At 68.9% G+C, this 23,120-nt stretch carries 26 protein-coding genes; 14 read left to right on the top strand and 12 right to left on the bottom strand.

The annotated features are described in order from the left end of the window. Nucleotides 1-21: 21 nt before the first annotated feature. Nucleotides 22-1,227, top strand: a complete 1,206-nt coding sequence (locus GNX95_RS34170) for an MFS transporter (RefSeq protein WP_163511767.1) — start codon at nt 22-24, stop codon at nt 1,225-1,227. On the opposite strand, the gene GNX95_RS34175 is transcribed toward GNX95_RS34170, so the two are convergent. The 7 genes from GNX95_RS34175 to GNX95_RS34205 form a co-directional block, all read right to left on the bottom strand. Then, nucleotides 1,224-1,955 (bottom strand): amidohydrolase family protein, encoded by a 732-nt coding sequence (locus tag GNX95_RS34175; RefSeq protein WP_222854122.1) that lies wholly within the window; start codon nt 1,953-1,955, stop codon nt 1,224-1,226. The two genes, GNX95_RS34170 and GNX95_RS34175, sit on opposite strands and share 4 nt — an antisense overlap. After that, on the bottom strand, nt 1,952-3,064 hold the full coding sequence (locus GNX95_RS34180; protein WP_163511768.1) for a mandelate racemase/muconate lactonizing enzyme family protein: 1,113 nt from the start codon (nt 3,062-3,064) through the stop codon (nt 1,952-1,954). The genes GNX95_RS34175 and GNX95_RS34180 overlap by 4 nt, the downstream gene beginning before the upstream one ends. Next, a complete protein-coding gene (locus GNX95_RS34185) occupies nt 3,061-3,834 on the bottom strand; it encodes an amidohydrolase family protein (RefSeq protein WP_222854123.1) in 774 nt (257 codons plus the stop codon). Before GNX95_RS34185 ends, GNX95_RS34180 begins: the two co-directional genes overlap by 4 nt. Further along, nucleotides 3,816-4,526 carry a creatininase family protein gene (locus GNX95_RS34190; RefSeq protein WP_163511769.1) on the bottom strand — a complete coding sequence of 237 codons (711 nt, stop codon included), beginning with the start codon at nt 4,524-4,526 and terminating at the stop codon, nt 3,816-3,818. The genes GNX95_RS34185 and GNX95_RS34190 overlap by 19 nt, the downstream gene beginning before the upstream one ends. Then, nucleotides 4,523-5,467, bottom strand: coding sequence for a Gfo/Idh/MocA family protein (locus tag GNX95_RS34195; RefSeq protein ID WP_163511770.1), 945 nt, complete (start codon nt 5,465-5,467; stop codon nt 4,523-4,525). The genes GNX95_RS34190 and GNX95_RS34195 overlap by 4 nt, the downstream gene beginning before the upstream one ends. Nucleotides 5,468-5,542: 75 nt before the next feature. Beyond that, a complete protein-coding gene (locus GNX95_RS34200) occupies nt 5,543-6,349 on the bottom strand; it encodes an IclR family transcriptional regulator (RefSeq protein ID WP_163511771.1) in 807 nt (268 codons plus the stop codon). 569 nt (nt 6,350-6,918) lie between these two features. Continuing rightward, on the bottom strand, nt 6,919-7,719 hold the full coding sequence (locus GNX95_RS34205; RefSeq protein WP_163511772.1) for a zf-HC2 domain-containing protein: 801 nt from the start codon (nt 7,717-7,719) through the stop codon (nt 6,919-6,921). A gap of 71 nt (nt 7,720-7,790) precedes the next feature. Here GNX95_RS34205 and GNX95_RS34210 point away from each other — a divergent pair, with 71 nt between their 5' ends. The 7 genes from GNX95_RS34210 (at nt 7,791) to GNX95_RS34240 (ending at nt 14,075) form a co-directional block, all read left to right on the top strand. Further along, the gene (locus GNX95_RS34210; protein ID WP_187369737.1) at nt 7,791-8,360 is read left to right on the top strand and encodes a sigma-70 family RNA polymerase sigma factor; all 570 of its coding nucleotides are present in this window, start codon (nt 7,791-7,793) and stop codon (nt 8,358-8,360) included. A gap of 42 nt (nt 8,361-8,402) precedes the next feature. Beyond that, on the top strand, nt 8,403-8,717 hold the full coding sequence (locus tag GNX95_RS34215; RefSeq protein ID WP_163511774.1) for a hypothetical protein: 315 nt from the start codon (nt 8,403-8,405) through the stop codon (nt 8,715-8,717). A 16-nt stretch (nt 8,718-8,733) separates the two neighbouring features. Further along, complete coding sequence (locus GNX95_RS34220) at nt 8,734-9,762, top strand: ABC transporter substrate-binding protein (RefSeq protein ID WP_163511775.1); 1,029 nt, start codon at nt 8,734-8,736, stop codon at nt 9,760-9,762. Then, nucleotides 9,759-10,790, top strand: coding sequence for a FecCD family ABC transporter permease (locus GNX95_RS34225; protein ID WP_163511776.1), 1,032 nt, complete (start codon nt 9,759-9,761; stop codon nt 10,788-10,790). Before GNX95_RS34220 ends, GNX95_RS34225 begins: the two co-directional genes overlap by 4 nt. A 1-nt stretch (nt 10,791) precedes the next feature. Beyond that, nucleotides 10,792-11,574 carry an ABC transporter ATP-binding protein gene (locus GNX95_RS34230; protein ID WP_163511777.1) on the top strand — a complete coding sequence of 261 codons (783 nt, stop codon included), beginning with the start codon at nt 10,792-10,794 and terminating at the stop codon, nt 11,572-11,574. After that, nucleotides 11,567-12,796 carry an MFS transporter gene (locus GNX95_RS34235; RefSeq protein ID WP_163511778.1) on the top strand — a complete coding sequence of 410 codons (1,230 nt, stop codon included), beginning with the start codon at nt 11,567-11,569 and terminating at the stop codon, nt 12,794-12,796. Before GNX95_RS34230 ends, GNX95_RS34235 begins: the two co-directional genes overlap by 8 nt. A gap of 151 nt (nt 12,797-12,947) precedes the next feature. Next, the gene (locus GNX95_RS34240) at nt 12,948-14,075 is read left to right on the top strand and encodes a SagB/ThcOx family dehydrogenase (RefSeq protein ID WP_163511779.1); all 1,128 of its coding nucleotides are present in this window, start codon (nt 12,948-12,950) and stop codon (nt 14,073-14,075) included. 96 nt (nt 14,076-14,171) lie between these two features. Here the strand turns inward: GNX95_RS34240 and GNX95_RS34245 are convergent, their stop codons facing one another. Continuing rightward, a complete protein-coding gene (locus tag GNX95_RS34245; protein ID WP_163511780.1) occupies nt 14,172-14,585 on the bottom strand; it encodes a DoxX family protein in 414 nt (137 codons plus the stop codon). Nucleotides 14,586-14,784: 199 nt separating this feature from the next. Between GNX95_RS34245 and GNX95_RS34250 the strand changes: the two genes are divergently transcribed. From GNX95_RS34250 to GNX95_RS34265, 4 genes are all read left to right on the top strand, one after another. Beyond that, nucleotides 14,785-16,077, top strand: coding sequence for an aspartate aminotransferase family protein (locus GNX95_RS34250; RefSeq protein ID WP_163511781.1), 1,293 nt, complete (start codon nt 14,785-14,787; stop codon nt 16,075-16,077). Next, nucleotides 16,074-17,561, top strand: coding sequence for a CoA-acylating methylmalonate-semialdehyde dehydrogenase (locus GNX95_RS34255; protein ID WP_163511782.1), 1,488 nt, complete (start codon nt 16,074-16,076; stop codon nt 17,559-17,561). The genes GNX95_RS34250 and GNX95_RS34255 overlap by 4 nt, the downstream gene beginning before the upstream one ends. 26 nt (nt 17,562-17,587) lie before the next feature. Next, nucleotides 17,588-18,034: a GNAT family N-acetyltransferase gene (locus tag GNX95_RS34260; protein ID WP_246281847.1), complete on the top strand. Its 447-nt coding sequence runs from the start codon at nt 17,588-17,590 to the stop codon at nt 18,032-18,034. Nucleotides 18,035-18,123: 89 nt separating this feature from the next. Further along, on the top strand, nt 18,124-18,594 hold the full coding sequence (locus GNX95_RS34265) for a carboxymuconolactone decarboxylase family protein (protein WP_163511784.1): 471 nt from the start codon (nt 18,124-18,126) through the stop codon (nt 18,592-18,594). On the opposite strand, the gene GNX95_RS34270 is transcribed toward GNX95_RS34265, so the two are convergent. Genes GNX95_RS34270 through arfB form a run of 3 tightly spaced genes read right to left on the bottom strand, consistent with a single transcriptional unit; the run spans nt 18,548 to nt 20,618 of the window. After that, nucleotides 18,548-19,291: a methyltransferase domain-containing protein gene (locus GNX95_RS34270; protein ID WP_163511785.1), complete on the bottom strand. Its 744-nt coding sequence runs from the start codon at nt 19,289-19,291 to the stop codon at nt 18,548-18,550. The genes GNX95_RS34265 and GNX95_RS34270 overlap by 47 nt on opposite strands. A gap of 2 nt (nt 19,292-19,293) precedes the next feature. Further along, nucleotides 19,294-20,184 carry a bifunctional Delta(1)-pyrroline-2-carboxylate/Delta(1)-piperideine-2-carboxylate reductase gene (lhpI, locus tag GNX95_RS34275; protein ID WP_246281848.1) on the bottom strand — a complete coding sequence of 297 codons (891 nt, stop codon included), beginning with the start codon at nt 20,182-20,184 and terminating at the stop codon, nt 19,294-19,296. Between the two features lie 5 nt (nt 20,185-20,189). Beyond that, on the bottom strand, nt 20,190-20,618 hold the full coding sequence (arfB, locus tag GNX95_RS34280) for an alternative ribosome rescue aminoacyl-tRNA hydrolase ArfB (RefSeq protein ID WP_163511786.1): 429 nt from the start codon (nt 20,616-20,618) through the stop codon (nt 20,190-20,192). A 63-nt stretch (nt 20,619-20,681) separates the two neighbouring features. Here arfB and GNX95_RS34285 point away from each other — a divergent pair, with 63 nt between their 5' ends. Beyond that, the gene (locus GNX95_RS34285) at nt 20,682-21,734 is read left to right on the top strand and encodes a WD40/YVTN/BNR-like repeat-containing protein (RefSeq protein WP_163511787.1); all 1,053 of its coding nucleotides are present in this window, start codon (nt 20,682-20,684) and stop codon (nt 21,732-21,734) included. 58 nt (nt 21,735-21,792) lie between these two features. Here the strand turns inward: GNX95_RS34285 and GNX95_RS34290 are convergent, their stop codons facing one another. Further along, nucleotides 21,793-22,509: an SDR family NAD(P)-dependent oxidoreductase gene (locus GNX95_RS34290; protein WP_163511788.1), complete on the bottom strand. Its 717-nt coding sequence runs from the start codon at nt 22,507-22,509 to the stop codon at nt 21,793-21,795. A gap of 50 nt (nt 22,510-22,559) precedes the next feature. On the opposite strand from GNX95_RS34290, the gene GNX95_RS34295 reads away from it, so the two are divergent. Beyond that, nucleotides 22,560-23,081, top strand: a complete 522-nt coding sequence (locus tag GNX95_RS34295; RefSeq protein ID WP_163511789.1) for a MarR family winged helix-turn-helix transcriptional regulator — start codon at nt 22,560-22,562, stop codon at nt 23,079-23,081. Nucleotides 23,082-23,120: the final 39 nt, after the last annotated feature.

The following is a 23,120-nucleotide window of genomic DNA, read 5'->3' on the forward strand; positions in this document are numbered from 1 at the left end:
GTCGGACCGATGCTGGTGAGCATGTCCGTGACGACCGACCGGCCGGCCAGCTATGCCGAAGTGCTGGCCAATCCGACCTTTCGCGTGCTGTTCGGCAGCCGTACGCTGGCGATCGCCGCCGACACACTGCGGATCGTCGCGCTCTCGGTGCTGGTCTACGGCGTCACCGGTTCACCGCTGCTCGCCGCCGTCACCTACGGCATCGGCTTTCTGCCGCAGGTGATCGGCTCCAGCCTCTTCGGCGCGCTTTCCGACCGGTTGCCGCCGCGCGGCCTGATCGTCGCCGGTTACGCGCTCGAATGCGGCGGCGCGATCGCGCTCGGCCTGCTGCCGATGCCGGTCTGGGCCAGCCTCACTCTGGTCGGCGCGATCGCTTGCCTGACACCGATTTTCGGCTCGGCGTCGGCGCGGCTCACCGCCGACGTGTTGCCCGGTGACGCGTACGTGCTGGCGCGTTCGCTGACAAACATGGCATCGTCGGTCGCGCAACTGGCCGGCCTGGCGATCGGCGGACTGACCGTCGGAGCGATCGGTGGCCGGCACGCGCTGCTCGTCTGCGCCGGCTGCCATTTGTTCGCGGCCATCACTGTCTACTTCGGACTGTCGCGTTTCCCGGCGCCGGCCCCGAAGTCCGGATCACTGATGCGCGAAAGCTGGGGCGGCAACCTGCGGTTGCTCGCCGATCCATGGGTGCGTACGCTGCTGCTCGCGCACTGGTTGCCCTCCGGCATCGCGGTCGGCGCTGAAGGCCTGATCATTCCGTACGCGGCGCAGCGCGGTTTTCCGCCGGGCGCGGCCGGAGTGCTGCTGGCCTGCCTGCCGGTCGGCATGCTGGTCGGCAACCTGCTGGTCGGCCGGTTCGTCCGGCCGCGGCTGCGCGAACGGCTCGTGCCAGCGCTGGTCGCGCTCTGCGGCGCACCATTGATCTTCCTGATCTTTTCGCCGTCTCCACTCATCATGGGGATTCTGCTGGTGGTCTCGGCGCTCGGTTTCAGCCATGCGCTGGGTCTGCAGGCGCGGTTTCGCGATGCCGTCGACCCCGCCGTACGCGGTCAGGCTTTCGGCCTGCTGACGACCGGGATGATGACCGCGCAGGGTGTCGGCCCCGGCGTTTTCGGGGCAGTGGCAGAGATCGTCCCCACCTCGGTCGCGATGGCGCTGTCCGGCACCGCCGTCGTCTTCGCGGCGTTCTGGCTCTGGCCGGCTCTTCGCTCCGTGCCGCGTTAGTTTCCGAGCAATGACTGGATGTTGGTGGCGAGTACGGCGGCGCGTGCCTGGTCGGCGATGTTCCAGTCGCGGATGCGTTTGAGCTCGGCCTCACCGACCGTGTATGGCAGATCCGTCGAGAAAACCACCCGGTCGGTGCCGATCGACTCGTCGACGGCGAAGCTGGTGAGCACGGTGTCCCACGGCGCGTACGACGTGTCCGCGAACAGGTTTTCCGCGTGCCGCAAGGCCGGAACCGCGTCGATCCAGAAGTCGGTCGCGCCGCTGCGGCCCATCAGAAAACGCAGCTCGGGATGCCGCCGCGCGAGAGTCGCCAACGGCAACGGCAAAGCGGCCGGCGGGGTGCCGGTGCGTACGTAGACAAACCAGCCGCGCGAGGCCGCGAAAGCCAGCAGCGGCTCGATCAGGCCGTCCAACAGGTCGAAACCCTGCAACGCCGGATCGACCGCGAGGGCCACCGCACCGGCGTCGGCCGCTTTCGCCAACACCTCGACCGCGTCAGCGCGCCACGGAGTCGCGACGGCGTACGGCAAGATCCGGCCGCCAGAGGCCGCGGCCGCCGCGCACACGGCGGCATTGCCGTCCTCGTTGGAAAACGCGATGTCCCGCTCAGCAGGCGACGCCAACGCCACGTCGATGCCGAGCTCGTCCATTGTGGACAGCAGGGTCTGGGCGCTCAGCGAGGCCTCGCGACCGTCCCCCAGCCGTACGTGCGCGTCGACGATCACGACTTCTCCTCGAATAGCGACAACACATCCTCACGCGGACGCACGCCGAGTCCCGGCGCGTCCGGCAACCGGACGAACCGGCCGTCGCTGTCCAGCGGTGAGGCCAAAATGTCCTCGGCGTAGTAATGCGCGCCGATGATGTCGGACGGAAACTCCGTTGTCAGCTCAGGCAACGCGCAGGCCACGTGGAGCTGCGCGGCGGCACCGAGGCCGAGCTCTCCGTTGGAGCCGATCAGCGTGCCGAGGCCGAAGGCGGCGGCCGTACGTCCCAGCTCGACCGCGCGGCCAGGTCCGCCGGACTTGCCGACGTAGACACTCACCACGTCGGCCGCACGCGCTTCGACGACCCGTACGAGATCGGTCATGCCAAAGACGGATTCGTCAGCGACCACAGGAAAACCTTCGCCGCGCAGCTCCGCCATGCCAGCCAGGTCACTGGCCGCGAGCGGCTGCTCGACGAACGCCGGATCGTATGGCGCCAGCAGCCGGATCGCACGCCGCGCCTCGGCCCTGGTCCAGCCGCAGTTGGCGTCGACGCCGAGGAAACCGTCCGGGCCGACGATTTCCCGGGCCAGTGCCATCCGCCTGACATCGCCGTCGACTCCGAGGCCGACTTTCACCTTGAACGCGCGAAATCCCGCGGAGGCGGCCGCCGCCTGCACCTTGCGCAGGTGCTCGTCGTCGCCGGACAGTGAGAGCTTGATCGGCACCTCGCGACGATACGGACCGCCGAGCGCCTCCACCAGCGGCACGTCGAGCGTGCGCGCGTACGCGTCCCAGAGCGCGATCGCCACACCGGCCTTGGTAAAGGGATTTCCGGCGATCAGCCGGTCCATTGTGGACTCGAGCGCGCCGACCGGAGTCAGCGGCGCACCGACCAGCGCCGGCGCGATGATCCGGCGGACGAAATGCTCCGCCGTCGTGCCGTCCTCACCGCTCCACAGCGGCGTGGCGCTGACCTCGCCGAAACCGGTGATGCCGTCGCTGGTCATCACACGTACGAGCAGGAAGTCGGACTTGTCGTGTGCGCCTTTGGCGCCCTGCACGACCAGGTCGGGATGCGCCCGAAGGTGCACCTGAGCGGTGTCGATGGCGGCGATCTTGCTCATGACAGCCCCAAAAGTCGCGCCGGGTTGTCGACAAGCATGGCCTGCCGGGCGGCCGCGCTGATCCCCCAACCGTCGATCTCGGCGACGCGCGCCACGGCGTAGTCCTGGCTGGCCTTCTCACTGAGGCCGGCGTCGGTGCCGAAAAGAATCTTGTCGATCGGGCCGTTTTCCAGGATGTGCCTGGCCGCGTACGGTGGCGTGCCGCAAATGCACAGGTAGAGGTTGTCGGTTTCCTGCGTGGCGGCCAAAGCTTCGCGCCAGGTGTCGTGCAGGCCGCCGTGACCGAGCACCACCGGCAGCCGCGGATGCCGGCGGGCCAACGCGGCGATCTGCAAAGCGGTGGAATAAGGCGGGGTGCCGTCGTGTGAGAGCAGAATTGCTCCGGCCGCCTCGACAATCTCGCACAGCGGGTCGAGGCTCGGCTCGTGCATGCTGAAACCCTGCAGCCACGGATGCAGTTTCAGGCCGCGCATGCCGAGCTCGCCGAAGCAGCGCTGGAGCTCGTCGGCGGCGGTCGGTTGTCGCGGACTGACCGTACAGAAGCCGAACATCCGCTCGGGATGCTTTGCCACGAAGGCGGCGACCTCGTCGTTGGCTTCCGGCGTGGGATTGAAAAGTCCGTCGTGGCTGAGCACCACGGCGGCGGAAATCCCCGCCGAGTCCATGAAAGTCGCGAACTCGTCGGCGCCGAACGCGGCGCCGGCCAGCCAGCTCGCGGTGTGCCACGCCGGGGTGTGGGTGTGGAAGTCGATCACAGCTGCCTCGCGCATTCGATCAGCCGGTTGGTCATTTCGGCCACCAATCTGTCCAGCGTCTTCGTCCCGTCCTCGGCGGTCGCGCGAGCCGGATCGTCGGTGTAGCCGTCGATGTCGTCCCAGACCGCCGCCGAATGAATGCCGGCGCCAGGTATGGCGCGCGGCTCCGGCAGGCGCTCGCGCGGCTTGCGTTCGCGCACCAGCTCCGGTCGTACGCCCATCACCAGCGACGTCTCGAACTCTCCCGCGTGGCCGGGAAAAGTGTCGGCCACGGCCCAGTAGTCGATGTGCGCGACCGCGACGCCATAGCGGGTGGAGATCGCCGAGCCGGCGGCGTGGCAGACGCCCTGGTTTCCGCCGTGACCGTTGACGATCACCAACCGGCGACCGCCGCCGGCGGCGATCGAACGGCCGAGATCGACCAGCACGGCGATCAACGTCTCGACGGTCAGCGAAAGCGTGCCGCCGAAGGGCAGGTGGTGGTCGGACGCGCCGTACGACTGGGTCGGCGCGATGACGAACGGCCGCTCGATCGCCGCGGCCGGCACCGCGCGCTCGACGATTTCGGTCGCCAGCAAGGCATCCGTGCCGGTCGCCAGGTGCGGACCGTGTTGCTCGGTGGCGCCGATCGGCAGCACCACGACCGCTTCTGGCAACAGCTCGGACAGCTCGCCGCGGGTGGACTCCTGCCACCGTACGACCCTCACCGGACCACCTCCGCACTCGCCTCGGCCACTCGTTCGCTGATCCGCAGTGCCGCGAGGCCGTCGGCCAGGCTCGGCGACGCCTCGGCTTTTCCCCGCACCAGCTGGACAAACCGGGCCAGCTGGCGATCGAAGCAGCGCTGCGTACGCTCACCGGGAAACTCGACCAACCGCTCACCGTCCTCTGTGGACAGTCGCAGCGAGAACGTGCGGCAGTCCAACACCGCATAGCCACGGTCGCCGAGCACGCTCAGCTCGCACGGCGGCATCGCGGCGGTGAGCCAGCCGCACTCGATCAGCGCGACGTGGCCGCCGGGATAGCTCAGCCGCGCGCCGGTCAGGTTGCGCACGTCGGCCGTACGCACCGACCAGGCGTCGTCGATTCGTGGTTCGCCGCCGAGCAGATAGCCGATCCAGTCGAAGAAATGCGAGCCCTCGTGCAGCACCGGCAGGCCGTGGTCGAGAGTTTTCCTGATTCTCTCGGTATGTTCCGGGTCGCGCGGATCGCGGCGCTCGTCATAGATGTGCGCGCGTACGACCAACCGGTCGCCGAGGACCCCGCCGGCGATCCACTCGCGCAGCTGCACCATCGCCGGGTCGTGCCGATATGTCATGCCGACCTGGACGCGCGAGCCGTCGATCCTGGTGAGCGGCTCGGCGGCGGCGACCGAGGTGGCGACCGGCTTCTCGGCGAGGACGAACCGGTCGGCGAGGCCGACGATCGCGTCGGTGGTGACCCAGGGCGGCGTCGCCAGCACGACGGCCGGGATGTCGTCCGGCAGCTGGCTCAGGTCCTCGTAGGCGGGGATGCCGGCGATCTCGCGGCGGCGCGGGTCAGGGTCGACGACCGCGGCGAGGGTCACCTCCGGCGAGCGCAGCATCGCCGGCAGGTGAGCGCTCAGGCCGATGTCGCCGAGCCCGGCCAACGCCATCCGCAGCATCATTTCCCAAATCTCGAAGACTGACCTTGTTATTCGAAGGGTAGTCGGTGACGGGAAGGATCACCAGGGGTTCCTCGGTCAGTGTGCGGCGACCGGCATGTGGCCGAGCTGGCGCGAGAGCTCGCGGCTCTGCGTGCGTACGGCGTCGATGATCGCCGGCAGCCGGTCGCCGGCGATCTCGCGCGAGAAACCGGTGACGCCGACAGAGCCGGCCACGGCCCCCTGTGCGTCGAAGAACGGCGCCGCCACACAGGCGATCTCGGCGGTCTCCTCCTCGTCCTCCAGCGCGTAGCCCTGGTCGCGTACGGACAGCAGCGCCTCGCGGAAGGCCTCGGTGGTCGGCGGCGGCGCCTTGGGGCCGGTGCCGACCGCGAGCTGGCCGAGCAGCGGCGCGAGCTCGCTGTCCGGCAGGTAGGCGGCGATGGCGCGGCCGAGTGCGGTCAGGTTGAACGGCGCCACCTTGCCGGGATAGGTGTCGAACTGGATGAAACCGGGCGGCGCGGCCTTCGCCACGTAGACGACCGTGCGGCCGTTCAGCACGCCGACGTGGGCCGGCATGCCGAGTGAGTCGGCGAGGCGGCGCAGGTGCGGCTGCGCGATCTCGGACAGGTCGATCTTGCGGACCAGCTGCGCGGACAGGCCGTACAACCGCAGCGTCGGCCGCCAGAAGTGGCTGCGGCCGACGATCCGCCGGCTCGCGTAGCCGCGTTCCTCCAGCGTGTAGACGATGGCCGCGCAGGTCGCCAGCGGGATCTTCGTCTGTTTCGCCAGCGACGTGAGGGTCAGCGGCTCGTCCGCACTGACCAGCGTCTCCAGCACGGTCAGCGCACGGTCGACGGCCGGCGAGGGCGCGCGCCGCTGGTCCTGAGCCTGGTCATCCGCCATGGTGTCACCAATCTTCGCATACCGGATGATGTCTTCGGTATCAGAGAAGACAGAAATCAGCCGGTGAGTTGCCGCAACGGTACGCCGTCGAGCCGCCCGGTGATGTCCGCCACGGCAATGCCGCGTGGACCCTTACGTGCGTCACGCCTTCGCGGGGCACTCTTACGCGGAGGGCGACCTCAAGGGGAGGGACGCGGGGGTTTCGCTGTCGGTTCTGTTGGGTGCCGCGGGTGCGGTTTCGTACGCGGTCGGTCCAGGGATGTGACTGGGGCGGCGGGGGTTGCCGTGGCCTCCCGGTAGGTGGCGAGAAGGTCCACTATGCGGGACTCAGAGACGAGTGTAACGCTAAATGTCCGTCTCGTGAGGTTCAGTCGTGGCGTGAATGTCGAGTTACTAGCGCTGGAAGCAAGAAACAAGGCTTTCACGCCTGCGCGACCGCCAGTCCCTGTGATGGGTGTGCCTGCTGGGGCTGGTAAGGCTGTTGTGGCTGCCGGTCGAGAACAAATGTCCGGTTTGATGTCTTGTTAAACAAGTATTGCGCGCACGTAGGCGAGCCCTACGTGCGCCGGTCAGGCGGCGCGGCGATGCTCGGCGGCTGGTGAACGGTGCTGGTCAGGCCGGTCTCCGGCGGGGTGGGACGCGGCCGGTGCACCGGGTACGGCAGCCGTCTCGGGCGCGGACGCGCGGCCGCTGGGTCCGAGCGACGGCCAGCCATAGCGGCGCAGCAACGCCGTACACAACAGGCCGATGACCACCGGCACGTGCGTGGCCAGCCGCGACCACCCCACCTCGCCGTCGAGCAGGTCGACGCCGATGGCCAGTACGAGCACGCCGACGAAGCTGCCGAGCACCGGCAGCTGGGTGGCCGCGAGGCCCGGCTTCAGCGCGACCCACATCAGCGCGACGGCGAGCGCCACGTTGAACGCGCCGGTCTCGTGCGACAGGTGGCCGGCCATCCCCGGCGGCGCCAGCAGCTGAGCCGCACCGACGGCGAGCTGGCCGACCGAGACCAGGCCGAGCAGCCAGCGCAGCCGTCCCGGCCACGCGCTCGGCCGCGGCAGCGGCGCCCGCGCCAGTACGGCCGCCGTCACGTCCGGCGTCGGAGCGGCCGGCGCGAGCCGCGTCAGCCGGGTGACCGCGGCGGCCGACTCACGCCAGCCGCGGCAGGCGGCGCAGCCGGCGAGGTGGTCGTCCAGCTCGGCCGGCGACAGACCGGGATTCTCGTCGTCGAGGATCGCCGACATGGCCTCCCGAGCCCGCTCACAACGACCTGGCTCGACTCCGGAACCGCTCCGCGCCTCAGCCGGATGCGGCCGCTGCGCTTGCCGCACCCGCTCGATGCTCACGAACCCGTCGTCATCGCGATGCACGTCCACACCCTTCCAGTCGTCGGTAACCGCACCGGAGTTCCCCTGACACCGTACGGAAGCAATCGGGCCGTATGGTGGGCTCCGTGGACGACCTGGAGATCACCCGCTGCGCGCTCGCCGCCGGCCGGGGTGACCGGGCCGCCGCGGAGCGGTTCGTCGCGGCGACCCAGCGCCAGCTGCACCGGCTGCTCGGCTATCTGTCCTCCCCCGCCGACGCCGAGGACCTGGTCCAGGAGACCTACCTGCGCGCCTTCGCCTCGCTGCCGAAGTTCGCGGCTAAAGCGCCGGCGCGCATCTGGCTGCTGACGATCGCGCGGCGTACGGCCGCCGACCACCTCCGCCAGCGCAGGCGGCGGCCGCTGACCAGCGCCGTCGACGACTGGGTCGACGCCGCCGAGCGGGCCGGCTCGCAGGCCGCCGACCACCAGCACGAGGTGCTGTTGCGGCAGGTCATCGGCGGTCTGGACGGTGACCGGCGGGAGGCCTTCGTGCTCACCCAGGTGCTCGGCATGTCCTATGCGGAGGCCGCCGAGGTCTGCGACTGTCCGGTCGGCACCATCCGCTCCCGCGTGGCACGCGCGCGCGACGACCTCGTATGCGCTCTCGGCATGTCCGGAAACCGGTCGATGGACAGCGCGTGATCTTTCCGGAACTCTCGAGGCACCACTGACGACATTGCTGTCGTGCGAGCGTTATTCCAAAGTGTTATCGACGACGAGGTCGAGGTTGGCGTCCAGCGGGACGGCGACGTGGTGCTGATCTGTGGGCGGTGCCGACCCGAGCCGGTCGACGGCTGGGTCCGGCAGGTCCGTCAGCAGGTGTACGCGCGCGTCGGACCGCAGGCCGTCACGGTGACCGTCTCCGGTTGCGTACGCACCTGTCCCGCGGGCCAGGTCGCGGTCGTACTGGCCGGCAGCGGCTGCCGCGAATGGGCCGTGACCCCGGACGGCGACGGCGCTCGAAAACTGGTCGACGGCTTGGTTTTCGTGGCTACCTGAAGGAGCGCACACGCCGATGCATCGACGTGCGATCATCCTGGTCCTGGCTCTCGCTCTGGCCGCCTGCGGCGGTCCTTCCGGCACGGTCACGACGGCGACCGGCGGCACCGCGGTTTTGGACTGCACTGGCCACAAAACCGCGGCGAAGACGCCGCCGAAACGGGTCGTGGCGTTGACGACCAGCGTGCTGGAAATGCTGTTCTGGCTCGGTGTCGGCGATCGGGTGGTCGGCATCGGTACGCCGCCGAAGCCCGGCACGTTTCCGCGCCAGTTCGACGCGGCCGTACAGAAGCTGCCGAAGCTCGCCGGGCCCTACAAGCCAGGCGGTTATCAACCGGTGCCGAGGGAAAAGCTGTTGGCCGCCAACCCTGACTTCGTCGTCGGCGGCTTCTCGTCCAACTTCGACGCGGCCGGCGCCACCAGCCAGAAAGAGCTGGACAGCGCCGGGATCCCGTCCTATCTTGCGCTTTCCACCAGCTGTTCGAAGGTGACCACCACCGCGCGCACCGGCCTCGACCTGGTCTATCGCGATCTGGACAACCTCGGAAAGATCTTCGGCATCACCGCGAGAGCCGACGCGTTGAAGGCCGGCATGAAGGCGAAGACCGACGCGGTGACCGGAAAACTGTCCGGGGTCTCGCCGCTTTCGGTGTTCCCGTTCGAGTACGACGAAGGCACGCAGACGCCGTACGCGCCAGGCAACCGCCAGGCCGTCAACGCGGTGATCACGCTGGCCGGCGGCAAGAACATCTTCGCCGACCTGGACAAGGCTTATCAGAAGGTCAGCTGGGAGACGGTCGCGCAGCGAAACCCGAGCGTGATCCTGTTGATCGTCTACGACAAGGGACATCCGGCCGAGACCGACGCCGACTTCGCGGCCGCCGAGAAGTTCGTCCGCGGTTTCGCGCCGCTGGCCGCCACCGACGCCGTACGCACTGGAAGGTTTGCTCGGCTGGTGTACGAGGAAGGATCCAACGGCGGCGTACGCAACGCCGACGCGGTGGTTTCCCTTGCGCACCAACTGCATCCGAGGCAGGTGGCGTGACGGCCGCGCGTACGACGCTCGTCTTCGGCACGCTGTCCGTCCTGCTGCTGGTCGCCGTGACCGCCGGCATCGCGTACGGGGCGGTGAGCGTTTCTCCCGTTGTCGTCTGGAAAATCGTGGCGTACCGGATCACCGGCCTCGGCGATCCGGCCGGCTGGACGCGCATCCAGGACAGCATCGTCTGGGATTTACGGCTGCCGCGCGTGCTGCTCGGCGCGCTGGTCGGCGCGGGATTGTCGGTCGTCGGCGTCGCCGCGCAGGCCTTGGTGCGCAATCCGCTGGCCGATCCGTATCTGCTCGGCATCTCCTCCGGAGCCTCGCTCGGCGCGGTCGCCTCGATCGTCGTCGGCATCAGCTTTTTCGGCTCTCCGGCACTAGCGGCCTTTGCTGGCGCGTTGCTGACGTTCGTCGCGGTTTATCTGCTGGCCCGGCGCGGTGGAGGTTTCGCGCCGACGCGGTTGATCCTGGCCGGCGTGGCGGTCGGATACGCGCTGCTGGGCATCACCAACTATCTGGTGTTGCAGGCCGACGACCCGGGCAAGACCAACTCGGCTTTGTTCTGGTTGCTCGGAAGTCTCGCCGCGGCCCGGTGGACCGACCTCGGCATCCCGGCGAGCGTCCTGTTTCTCGGCATTCTGGCACTGCTTGCACGCGGCCGCGGACTCAACGCACTGCTGGTCGGTGACGAGACCGCGGCCAGCCTCGGCGTGCCGCCGGCGCAACTGCGGCGCGAACTTTTCGTTGTGACGTCGGTGATCACGGGTGTGATGGTCGCCCTGTCCGGCGGCATCGGCTTCGTCGGCCTGGTGATTCCGCACGCCGTACGCCTCGTCGTCGGCAGCGACCACCGGCGCGTACTCCCAGCCGCCGCGCTCGCCGGCGCCGGATTCCTGGTGCTGGTGGACTTGCTCGCGCGATTTTTGCTGCGACCACAGGAGTTGCCGGTCGGCATCGTCACGGCCGTGCTCGGCGCGCCGGCCTTCCTGCTGCTGATGAGCCGCCGCCGGCTGAGCGAGACGGGCCTGTGAGATGACGCTGAAACTGCACGACATCCGCGTCGAGCTGTCCGGCCGTACGATCGTCGCCGGCGCCACCGTCATTGTCGAAGACGGCGAGGTCGGCGCGCTGGTCGGACCCAACGGCAGCGGCAAGTCCACCTTGCTGCGTACGGTTTATCGGCACCTGAAACCGGCGGCCGGTCGCGTACGGCTCGACGACGCCGACGTGTGGGGCCTCAAACCTGTCGCGGCCGCCAGGAAAATCGCCGCGGTGCCGCAGGAGACGCGGTCCGACTTCGACATCACGGTCACCGAGATGGTGGCGATGGGCCGCACGCCGCACAAGCATCCCTTCGCGACCGCGACCGTACGCGACCGCGCACTGGTCGCCAACGCGTTGCACCGGCTGGAAATCTCGGAGTTCGCGGACCGGCCATACGCGACGCTGTCCGGCGGCGAGCGGCAACGCGTGCTGCTCGCGCGCGCTCTCGCGCAGGACACGCCGGTGCTGGTTTTGGACGAGCCGACCAACCATCTCGACGCGCGGCACCAGCTCGAGCTGCTCGCGCTGGTGCGAAAACTCGGCCTCACGACACTGTTGGCCGTACACGACCTGAACCTTGCTGCCGCCTACTGCGATCGCCTGCATGTGTTGCGGGCCGGCGAAATCGTGGCCAGCGGAGCACCGGACAAGGTCCTGACGCCGGAGTTGCTGGGCGAGGTTTTCGGGGTGGCCGCTGACGTCGTCCCGCATCCGCGGCACGGCCGTCCGCATCTGATCCTGTCGCCGTTGGAAAGGCAGCGTGATGGCTAACCGTTATGTCGCTCTGCTGCGCTTCCCCGGCGCGCGGACGATCCTGTTTTCCGGCGCGGTCGCGCGACTGCCGGTCAGCATGTACGCGCTGGGATTGCTGTTGCTCGTACAGTCGACCACCGGGTCGCTGACCAGCGCCGGGCTGGTGGCCGCGGCCGCCGCGATCGGTTACGCGGTCGCCGGTCCGGCGCTCGGCCGGCTGGTCGACCGCTATGGTCCGGGGCGGCTGCTGGTGACCACCGCGATCGTCAACATGCTCACCTTCGCCATGGTCATTTTGTTAGCAAAAGCACCGATTTTTATGCTTTCCTGTTGCGCTTTGTTGATCGGCGCCACGTTGCCGCCGGTCGCCGCCTGCCAACGCGCGCTCTGGCGCCGTGTCCTGCCCGCGGAGTTGGTCGACACGGCGTTCGCGCTGGACTCGATTTGCATGGACGTCTACCTGATCGCCGGTCCGCTGCTGGTGACCGGCCTGGTCGTCGTCGCCGGCCCGGCGATCGCGCTGGCGGTCACCGGGCTCGTGCTGGCCGTCGGCAGCCTGTTTTTCGCGACCGTGCCGGGCAACCAGGTCGTACGCGTGGCACGCCGCGACCCGCACCTGCTCGGACCACTGCGCGAACCCGGTTTTCGGTTGCTCGTCGGCACGATCGCGGCAGCGGGCTTGGCGCTCGGAGCCGTACGCGTGGCATTGGTCGGCTATGCCGAGGATGGCGGCGACGCGGCCCTCGGCGGCCTGCTCTACGCCGCGATCGGCATCGGCAGCGCGGCCGGCGGGCTCTGGTATGGCAGCCGGAAATGGCGCGGTGGCGTGGAAATCCGCTATCCGGTGCTGCTCGCCGCGTACGCCGTCTGCGCGCTTCCGCTGCTGACCGGCAGGTGGCCGCTAGCCATGTTTCTGCTCGGCATCATCACCGGGCTCGCGCTGTCGCCGGTGACGATCTGCGAGTTCGCACTGGTCGGCCGGTGCGCGCCCAGCGGCACGGTCGCCGAGGCGTACGCGTGGGCCACGACGGCGACCTTTGCCGGCAGCGCACTGGGAAACGCGCTCGCCGGCGGGCTCGTGGACCGCGTCGGCTGGCGCGCCGCGATCGGCCTGGCCGTGCTGGCACTGGCCATCGCGGCGGCCGCCACGGCCTGGCGCCGCGACCTTTTCCGACCACCAAAGTCTCCCTCGCCGGCACCGGCGCAGGGTCCGTACGAGAACCGAGAGGAGGTGTCCTGAGATGGCGAAGATCAAGGTCACGGTCCGCCGCAAGAAGACCCGCGGCAACCTGCTGTCCAACCACCCGGCCTAGCCGGTAGGGGGTGTTGGGGGACGAGTCTGGCGTCCCCCAACACGCCTCTAGTTGACCACGTTTCGAGAGGACGTGTTTGTGAAGCTCAGGCGTACGCGCAGCCTGGTCGGTTATTGGCACGAGGGCGACTTCGTGCTGGAGGACTATCTCGCGGCCAAGTCGTCCGATGTGGACGAGGACAACGCGGTGGTCGTCGACCGGCAGACTTTGGCGCTGTTGGAGGAGTTCGAGGACTGGATCGACCTCGAGTCGGTCGCCGAGCGGCTGCCCGGCATCGACCCGGTGTCGGTGCGCGACGCGGCCGAGGCCCTGGTCGAGGCCGGTTTGCTGCGTACGCCGGAAGCGGCCGAGCGCGAGGACCTGCTGGCCGCGGAGTGGGCCAACTGGAGCCAGGAGGCGCGGTTTTTCCATTTCGGCACCAAGGACGCCGTCTACATCGGCGACGACCTGGAACACCGCCGCGAGGCCGCCGCGGTGGCCCTGGCCGCCGGTCCGCCACCGGCGATTTTCAAGAGTTATCCGGACGCGCCGCGCGTGCGGCTGCCGCGCGCTTTCCTGCCGCTGCGCGAGGATTTCACCGAGGTGCTGCTGGCCCGGCGTACGCACCGGATCTTCCGCGAGGAAGCGGTGTCGTTGCGACAGCTCTCGACCGTGCTGCATTTCGCCTTCGCGCCGATGTATTTCGTCGACGCCGTGGAATACGGCACGCTGCAGATGCGTACGAGCCCCGGCGGCGGCGCGCGGCACGAGATCGAGTGCTATGTCGGCGTACTCGACGTCGAAGGCGTCGCACCTGGCCTTTATCACTACAACGGCGAGCAACACAGCCTGGAGCTGATCGACGCGTCGTTCGACCAGTCCACTGTGGACAGACTGTCTTTCGGCCAGGAGATGGCTATCAACGCCGGTTTCGTGTGTTTCCTGACCGCGCTGGTGAAACGCGCCGCGTACAAGTACCGGCATCCGCGTACGCTCCGGATGATCATGCTCGACGCCGGCCACCTCGGTCAGACCTTCGACCTGGTCAGCACCGCCGCCGGCCTCGGCCCGTTCCAGACCGCGGCGTTCCGGGACAGCGAGGTGGAGGCGGCCCTCGGCCTGGACGGCATCACCGAGACCGCGCTCTACCTGCTCGGCGCCGGCCGGCCGGCCGGTCCCACCGACGGCCATCCGATCGACATGCGCGTCGCCGCGCAACCAACCTGACCGCCGCGAGGGTGACGTTTTGACGGTCGTTCTGCCGCTGCTGACCGCCAAAACGTCACCCTCGCGGTGATGCTAGGGCCTGTTGCGAAACAGACCCTAGGCGGTGACGGACGCCGACTTCTGCCGGCGGACCAGGGATCCCAGCGCGTACGGGCCGGGGCCGAGGACGGCGATGAGCAGGAACGACCAGCAGAACAGGGCCGCGCTCTCACCGTGGTTGACCATCGGCAGCAGCGCGTGTGGCTGGTGCACGACGAAGTACGCGTACGCCATCGCGCCGGAGCAGATGAGCGCGGCGATCCGGCTGCCGAGGCCGGCCAGCACCAGGCCGCCGCCGACCAGCTCGATGACGCCGGCGTACCAGGCCGGCCAGGAGGCGAACGGCACCGGCTGGCCGCCGAACAGGCCGAACAGGTGCTGCAGACCGTGGAAGACGAAGAGTAAGCCGATGACGACCCGGAACAGTGACAACACCGGTCCGGTCAGCGTGCGGGTCAGGTCGCTGAACATCGAGACTCCTTTCGCGACGGATTGCGGGGACGTGTACGCCTTCATCCTCGCTGATCCATATAACGCTTCGGTAAAAACCGGAGGTCGGCAACAGACTGTCAACCATGAGGCGGCCGCGCTGACACATTGTCCCTTGAAAGTGGCGACGACGGCGACGAGTGTGGTGGTTGGACGCATCTGCGCTGACTGAGGAGGACCCATGGCCGACGACCTGCTCGCACGCCATCGAGCGGTGCTGCCGAAGTGGATGGCGCTCTACTACGAGCAGCCGATCGAGATCGTCAGCGGCGACGGCGTACGTGTGAAGGACGGCGACGGCCGGTCCTACCTCGACTTTTTCGCTGGCATCCTGACCAACATGATCGGCTATGGCATCCCCGAGGTGCGCGACGCGGTGGCGAAGGTGCTCGACAGCGGCGTCGTCCACACCTCGACGCTCTACCTGATCCGCCAGCAGGTCGAGCTGGCCGAGCGGATCGCCGAGCTGTCCGGCATCCCGGACGCCAAGGTCTTTTTCACCGTGTCCGGCACCGAGGCCAACGAGGCCGCGCTGCTGCTGGCCACCCAGGCGCGCCGCAGCAACCAGGTTTTGGCTCTGCGCAACAGCTATCACGGCCGGTCGTACGCGGCGATGGGGATCACCGGCAACCGCGGCTGGTCGGCCTCGTCGCTGACGCCGGTCAACGTTTCGTACGTACACAACGGATATCGCTATCGGAGCCCGTTCGGTCAGCTGTCCGACGAGCAGTTCAACGCGGCCATCGCCGACGACCTGCGCGACGTCATCGCGACGACCACCTCCGGCGACGTGGCCTGCATGATCGCCGAGCCGATCCAGGGGGTCGGCGGCTTCGCCACCCCACCCGACGGCTTTTTCGGTGCGCTCAAAGAGGTCTTGGACTCCTACGACATCCCGTTCATCTCCGACGAGGTGCAGACCGGCTGGGGTCGTACGGGCGAGCACTTCTGGGGTTACCAGGCGCACGGCATCGTGCCGGACGCGCTGACTTTCGCCAAGGGACTGGGAAACGGCCTCGCGATCGGCGGCGTGGTGGCGCGCGGCGACCTGATGGACAGCCTGTCGGCCAACTCTATTTCCACCTTTGGTGGCAATCCGGTGTCGACCGCGGCCGGCCTGGCCACGCTGGACTACCTGCGCGACCACGATCTGCAGGCCAACGCGCTGAAGGTCGGCAACCGGCTGATGACCGGCCTGCGGCCGCTGGCCACCGACGACTCGATCGTCGGGGACGTACGCGGCAAGGGACTGATGATCGGTGTCGAGCTCGTACGTCCGGGCGGCAAGGAACCGGACGCGGCCGCGGCCACCGCCGTGCTGGAGGCGACCAAGGAGCGCGGCCTGCTGGTGGGCAAGGGCGGCCTGAACGGGAACGTCCTGCGGATCGCGCCACCGCTTACCCTGTCGGAGGAGGATGCCGACGAGGGCCTGGCCATCCTGACCGAGTCGATCGCCAGCGTGGAGGGGAAATGATCACCCACTGGATAAACGGAAAGCCGTGGGACGGTGCGGCCGAGCGCACCGGGGACGTCTACAACCCGGCGACCGGCGAGGTGGCGCGGCAGGTCGCCTTCGCCTCGGTGTCCGATGTGGACGCCGCGGTCTCGGCGGCGCGAGATGCCTTTGCGGAGTGGGGAAACACCTCGCTGTCCAGGCGGTCGGAGGTGCTGTTCAACTTCCGCGACCTGGTGCACCGCAACCGCGACGAGCTGGCCGCGCTCATCACCGCGGAGCACGGGAAGGTCGCCTCCGACGCGGCCGGTGAGGTGCAGCGCGGCCTGGAGGTCGTCGAGTTCGCCTGCGGCATCCCGCAGCTACTCAAAGGCGGCTTCGCCGAAAACGTCTCGCGACAGGTCGACTCGTACTCGATCCGCCAGCCGCTCGGCGTGGTCGCCGGCATCACGCCGTTCAACTTCCCTGCCATGGTGCCGATGTGGATGTTTCCCATCGCGATCGCCTGCGGCAACACGTTTGTGCTGAAGCCGAGCGAAAAGGACCCGTCGGCGTCGGTACGGATCGGCCAGCTGCTCACCGAGGCCGGCCTGCCGGACGGCGTTTTCAATGTCGTGCACGGCGACAAGGTCACGGTCGACCGGCTGCTCACGCATCCTGACGTGAAGGCCGTGTCGTTCGTCGGGTCGACGCCGATCGCACGCTATGTCTACGAAACCGGAACCGGCGCCGGCAAGCGCGTGCAAGCGTTGGGTGGGGCCAAAAACCACATGGTCGTGCTGCCGGACGCCGACCTCGACCTGGCCGCCGACGCGGCCGTCAACGCCGGCTTCGGCTCGGCCGGCGAGCGGTGCATGGCGATTTCCGTTGTCGTCGCGGTCGAGCCGGTGGCCGACGAGCTGGTCGACCGTATCCGCTCGCGGATCACCGACCTGAAGGTCGGCGACGGCACCCGGCCCGACTCGCAGATGGGTCCGCTGGTCACCAAGCCGCATCTGGACAAGGTGTCCTCCTATCTGGACGCCGGCACGTCCGCCGGCGCCAAGCTGGTCGTCGACGGCCGCGGCCACGCCTTCGACGGCGGCGACGCCGGTTTTTGGCTCGGTCCCACGCTTTTCGACCACGTACGGCCACAGATGAGCATCTACACCGACGAGATCTTCGGTCCGGTGCTGTCGGTCGTACGCGCGCAGTCGTACAACGAGGCGCTGGAGCTGATCAACGGCAACCCGTACGGCAACGGCACCGCGATCTTCACCAACGACGGCGGCGCCGCGCGGCGTTTCCAGCACGAGGTCGAGGTCGGCATGGTCGGCATCAACGTGCCGATCCCGGTGCCGATGGCATATTTCTCCTTCGGTGGTTGGAAAAACTCGCTGTTCGGCGACACGCACGTGCACGGCACCGAAGGCGTACATTTCTACACGCGCGGAAAGGTCGTGACGCAGCGCTGGCTCGACCCGTCGCACGGCGGCATCAACCTCGGCTTCCCGACCAGCAGCTGATGCTTGGGCGGGATGGTGGGAGGAATGTGACAGTCCGCGAGGCGCGACGCGAGGACGTGCCGGCCATCGTGGCTCTGCTCGCCGACGACATCATGTCGGCGAGCAGAGGCGTCACGGCCGAGGTCGTCGACGGCCATTACGCCGCTTTTGCAGCTATCGAAGGAAATCCGCACGACCTGCTGTGGGTCATGGAGGACGCCGGCGAGCTGGTCGGCACCCTGCAGCTGACCTTTCTCGCCGGCCTGTCGCGCGGCGGTGCGTCGCGCGCGCAGATCGAGGCCGTACGGATCGCCGCGTCCCGGCGCGGCATGGGCCTCGGCGGCGAGTTCATCAAGGCGGCCATCGAAGAAGCGCGCCGCCGCGGTTGCCGGATGGTGCAGTTGACCAGCGCGCTGGAACGCACCGACGCGCACCGCTTCTACGAACGACTCGGATTCAAGCAAACCCACGCTGGTTTCAAAATGTCTCTCTGAGCGACGCAGGTCACAAGCGGTGGCGTGATACATCCTGGCGATCCGCTCCGTCAGTGCTGTGAAGACACCGACGCAGCGAGGAGTTCGCCATGGAAAGCCGCCTCAACCTGTTCGCCAACCCGGTCGGCAGCAAGTTCACGCGTTGTCTCAACTCGGCCGGCAAGGTCGTCGTGGACTCGCCGCTGCCGGCGGCGACGCAACTGCTGTGCATGACCCGCGCCAGCCAGATCAACGGCTGCGCGTTTTGCACTGACATGCATACGAAAGACGCGGCGCACGCCGGCGAGACCAGCGTACGGCTCAACCTGCTGGCGACCTGGCGCGAGGCGACCGTGTTCACCGAGGCCGAGCGCGCGGCTTTGCGGCTGACCGAGGAAGGCACCCGCGTCGCGGACGCGGCGGGTGGCGTCAGCGACGAGGCGTGGTCCAACGCCGCCAAGCATTACGACGAGGACCAGCTGGCCGCGTTGGTCGCGCTCATCGCGATCATCAACGCGTACAACAGAATGAACATCATTGTGCGCCAGCCGGCCGGCGACTATCAGTCGGGGACTCTTTAGCGCCCACGCCCTGGAAAAGCAGGCCGGTCCAGCGCATCGGCACCAGCCGTACGGCCGGCCTGCGGCCAAGGACGAAGGAAAACACGTCCAGCACTCGGGGTCGCAGGCCGACCAGCCGCATGGTGACGCCGTTTTCCGCGCACGTACGCACCAGCCGCCGTCGGTCGATGAACAGCCGGTGGTCGTGTGTGCCGCGCGGCGGCGTTCCCGGACAGGGCGCGTTCTCCAGCAATGTGATGCCGAGAATCCGTGCCAGCACGGTGTTCGCGGCGGTGTCGACGATGAGTTTGCCGCCAGGGCGCAGAATCCGGCAGCACTCGGCGACCACCTGGTAGGGATCGGGCACGTGCTCCAGGCACTCGCCGGCGACCACCACCTCGGCGCACGCGTCGGCCAGCGGCAGCCTGTTCATGTCGCCGCGCACCGGGCGCACGCCGTGCGACCGCGCGACTTCCAGGGAACGGCGCGAAATGTCGACGCCGACGTGCACGTATCCCTTGGCCGAGGCGTACGGCTGCAGGAGGCCGCCACCGCAGGCGACGTCGACGAGTACGGAACTTCCGTTGCTGGCCGGGCCGATCCGCTCGGCTCTGGAGGCGGCCAGCCACCGCAGGCCGGCGAACGGGCCGCGCGGATCCCACCAACGATCGGCGAGCTCGTCATAGACCGCGAGGTTGTTCCGTACGAGCGGCGCCATGGCTATTCCTGCCTGTGCACCAGCACGGCCGCGGCCAGGTCCGCCAGCCCGGTGCCGACCGTCTTGAACAGCGTGATGTCCTCACTGGACTGCCGTCCGTCGATTTTTCCTTTGCACAGGTCGGAAAGCAGGCCCGGCGCCGGAATGTCGGCGTCGGCCAGCTCACCGGCCTCGTGCAGCGCGGCCTCGGAGTCGATGAACACGCGTGCGCGTTGCAGAGCGGCCGCGTCGGCTTCTCGCATTGTCGGCCGGAAACTGCCGATCAGGTCGACATGCGTGCCGGGACGCAGCCACTCCCCCAGCACGATCGGTTGCTCGGAAAGCGTGGCACAGCTGACGATGTCGGCCTGCCGGACCGCCTCGCGTACGTCCGCGACGACCTCGGCGCCGAGCTGGTCGGCGAGTTTTCGCGCGTTTGCTGGCGTCCGGCTGTGGATCAGGATTTTCTCGATGTCCCGCACGGCCGCGTATGCCTCGGCGGCGACGCTGCCGACGTGCCCGGCGCCGATGATGAGCAACGTACGCGCGTCGGCGCGTGCCAGCTTGCCTGCGGCCAGTGCGGCGACGGCGGCCGTACGCCGGCGGGTCAGCTCGTCGCCGTCGATGATCGCCAGGTGCTCGCCGGTTTCCGCGCTGGCCAACAAATACGCGGCGGAGACCGCCGGCCGGCCCCGGTCGGCGTTGGCCGGGAAGACGTTGGCCCACTTCACGCCGAGATAGCCGGCGTCGCTCCAGGCCGGCATCAGCAGCAGCGTCGCGCCGCCCGGCAGCGCGTGGTGGTGGCGCTCCGGCACGGTCGCCGGCCGTGCGAAGGCGTCGGCCAACGCCGGGACCAGGTCACGGAAATCCAGCCGCTTGGCGCATTCGTACGCGTCGATGACCTGCAACGGCACCTCTTTTAGTCGTCGATTGGCCTTCTGCGATCGCGCTTGACGTTGGAGCGGCGTGCTTTCTCGGCCAGCCGGCGTTCTTTGGCGCCGCGGCTCGGCCCGGTCGGCCGCCGCTTGGCCGGTGGCGGTGCGGCCGCCGAGCGCAACAGCGCGGCCAACCGGGTACGCGCCGCGTCACGGTTGCGCAGCTGCGAGCGAAACTCCGACGCCACGATGGTTATCACGCCACCGACCAGCCGGTGGTTCAACGCGGTCAGGATCCGGTGGCGCAGGTGCTCGGGGATCGACGGCGAGCCGGCCACGTCGAAGACCAGCTCGACGCGGCTGTCGGTGGTGTTCACCCCCTGCCCGCCCGGCCCGGACGAGCGGGAGAACCGCTCGGTCAGCTCGGCGGCCGGGATCACCAGCCGCGGCATGACCTCCAGATCGCTCGCCATGTCCTCCAGTGTCCACGCTGAACGGCCGATGTGCCGGCCCCGGGCCGTGTAACGTCCGCCGGCATGACGACATTTCGGCTGTTGGCCAGCGGTTTCGCCGCACTCGCTATGGCCGCGCTGGCACCCTCGGCACCGGCCGCGGCACACTCGCGGCCGCCGTCCTGGCAGGCCACCGAGACCGGCGTGACCAACCAGTTCCGCGGGTTGGCCGCGGTGAGCCGGACGACCGCGTGGGTCGCCGGCGCGACCGGTGTGGTGCTGCGTACGACCGACGGCGGCCGGCACTGGCGTAACGTCTCGCCGCCGGACGCGGCCGGTCTGGAGTTTCGCGATGTCGAGGCCTTCGACGCGCGGCGCGCGGTCGTGTTGGCGATCGGCGACGGCGACGCGTCGCGGATCTACGCGACCTCCGACGGCGGCGCGCACTGGACGCGCGCGTTCACCAACGACGAGCCGAAGGCCTTCTACGACTGCATGACGTTCTTCGACTCGCGGCGCGGCCTGGCCTTGTCGGACCCGGTGGACGGCAAGTTCCGGCTGCTCGCGACCGCTGACGGTGGCCGTACGTGGAAGGTGCGGCCGAGCGACGGCATGCCGGACGCGTTGCCCGGCGAGTTCGCCTTCGCCGCCAGCGGCACGTGCCTGGTGAGCTCCGGGCCGTACGACGCGTGGATCGCCAGCGGTGGCGGCAGCGCGTCTCGCGTCTTCCACTCCTCCGATGGCGGACGGCATTGGAGGGTGGTCGACACACCGGTGCCGAGCGGCGCGACCGCCGGCATCTACTCGCTGGCCTTCCGTACGCGGTGGCTCGGCATCGCGGTCGGCGGCGACTACAACAAGCCGGCCGAGGCGCCGAACGCGGCCGCCGTCTCGTTCGGTGGGCGTACGTGGAAGGGCCTGGCCGGACCTGGCGCGTACCGCTCCGGCGCCGCCTGGGTGCCGCACACCTTGGCGACCGTGATCGCGGTGGGGCCGACCGGCAGCGACATCAGCACCGACGCGGGCCGTACGTGGCAGCGCTTCGACACGGGCGCGCTGGACGGGGTGCAGTGCGCGGCCGACGGCGGCTGCTGGGGCTCGGGCCCCAAGGGCCGCGTCGTCCGCCTGTCGCGCTGAGAAGTCCGCATGGCCACCATGCTTGCGTTGGACGCACGCATGGTGGCCATGCGTGCAGTCAACGGGATGGCCAGGCGCCACCGTTGACGGCGATGGTCTGGCCGGTGACATACCGAGCGCCAGGTGAGGCCAGGTAGAACACCGTGCCGGCGATGTCCTCGGGAGCACCGGCGCGACCGACGAAGGTGGCCTCGACCAGCGTCGTACGCCGCGCGTCGGTCATCCGGTCGGCGAAGAACTCCGTGTCACCGATGTAGCCGGGGCTGACCACGTTGCTGGTGATGCCGCGCGGCCCCAGCTCGCGCGCCAGACCGACGTTGTACGAGGCCAGGCCGGCCTTGGCCGCGCCATAGCCGGCGGCGCCCTTGTCCGCGGCGATCGAGCCGATGTGTACGACCGCGCCGCCGCTGGCCAGCCGGTCGCTCAGCGCCTCCGTGGTGAGCACAGCCGACAGCAGGTTGGCCTCGAGCTGCCGCCGCCAGGCGGCCGCCAGACCGGCCAGGTCGGTCGGCTCGTCGTTGGTCATCTCGGTGTTGCCGCCGGCGTTGTTGACGAGTACGTCGACGGAGTCGACGGCCGCTGCGAGCGCGGCGATCTGATCGACATCGGTGTGGTCACAGACGATCGCCTCGACGCCGAGCTCCTTGGCCGTACGCTCCAACACGTCCTGACGCCGGCCGGTGATCACGACGTGGTCGCCGGCCGCGGTGAAGGCGGCTGCGACGGCGCGGCCGATCCCGGTGCCGCCGCCGGTCACGACAATGTTGCGTGGCATGTGTCCTCCCATCATTGTTTAGGTCTAAATAATACCTCGGAGGTGGTCTCGTGGATCGAGCCGACCGGATCGCCGCCGCCTGGCGCGCCGAACGGGCTGGCACGCCGGTGGAGTCGATCGGTGTGGTGACCAGGATCTGGCAGCTGGCCAAGCTTTTCGGGGCGCACCGCCAGCGCGTACTGGCGCGGCTCGGCATCGACGCGGCCACCCTCGACCTGCTCAGTACGCTGCGGCGCGACGGTCCGCCGTACACCCTGACCACGCGCGAGATCGCCGAGCGCACGCTGGTCAGCGCCGGCGCGATCTCGCAGCGGATCGCCCGTGCCGAGCGCGACGAGCTGGTCGTACGCCGGCCTTCGGCGGCACACCACCGAGCCGTCGAGGTCACGCTCACCGACCGCGGCCACGAGCTGGTCGAACGCGTCGTGGACGACCTGCTGACCGACGAGCTGGAGCTGATCTCCGGCCTGCCGGCGGCCGAGCGCGGGCAGCTGGCCGGGCTGCTGAAGGAGCTGCTCGTACACGTCAGCGAGAAGGTCGACGCTCCGGACTCACAGGTCGGTTCGAGCTAAGGCTATTGCCCAGACCGATCAAGGTGGGACATATTCATC

This window comes from Fodinicola acaciae, from assembly GCF_010993745.1.
Taxonomy (GTDB): domain Bacteria; phylum Actinomycetota; class Actinomycetes; order Mycobacteriales; family HKI-0501; genus Fodinicola; species Fodinicola acaciae.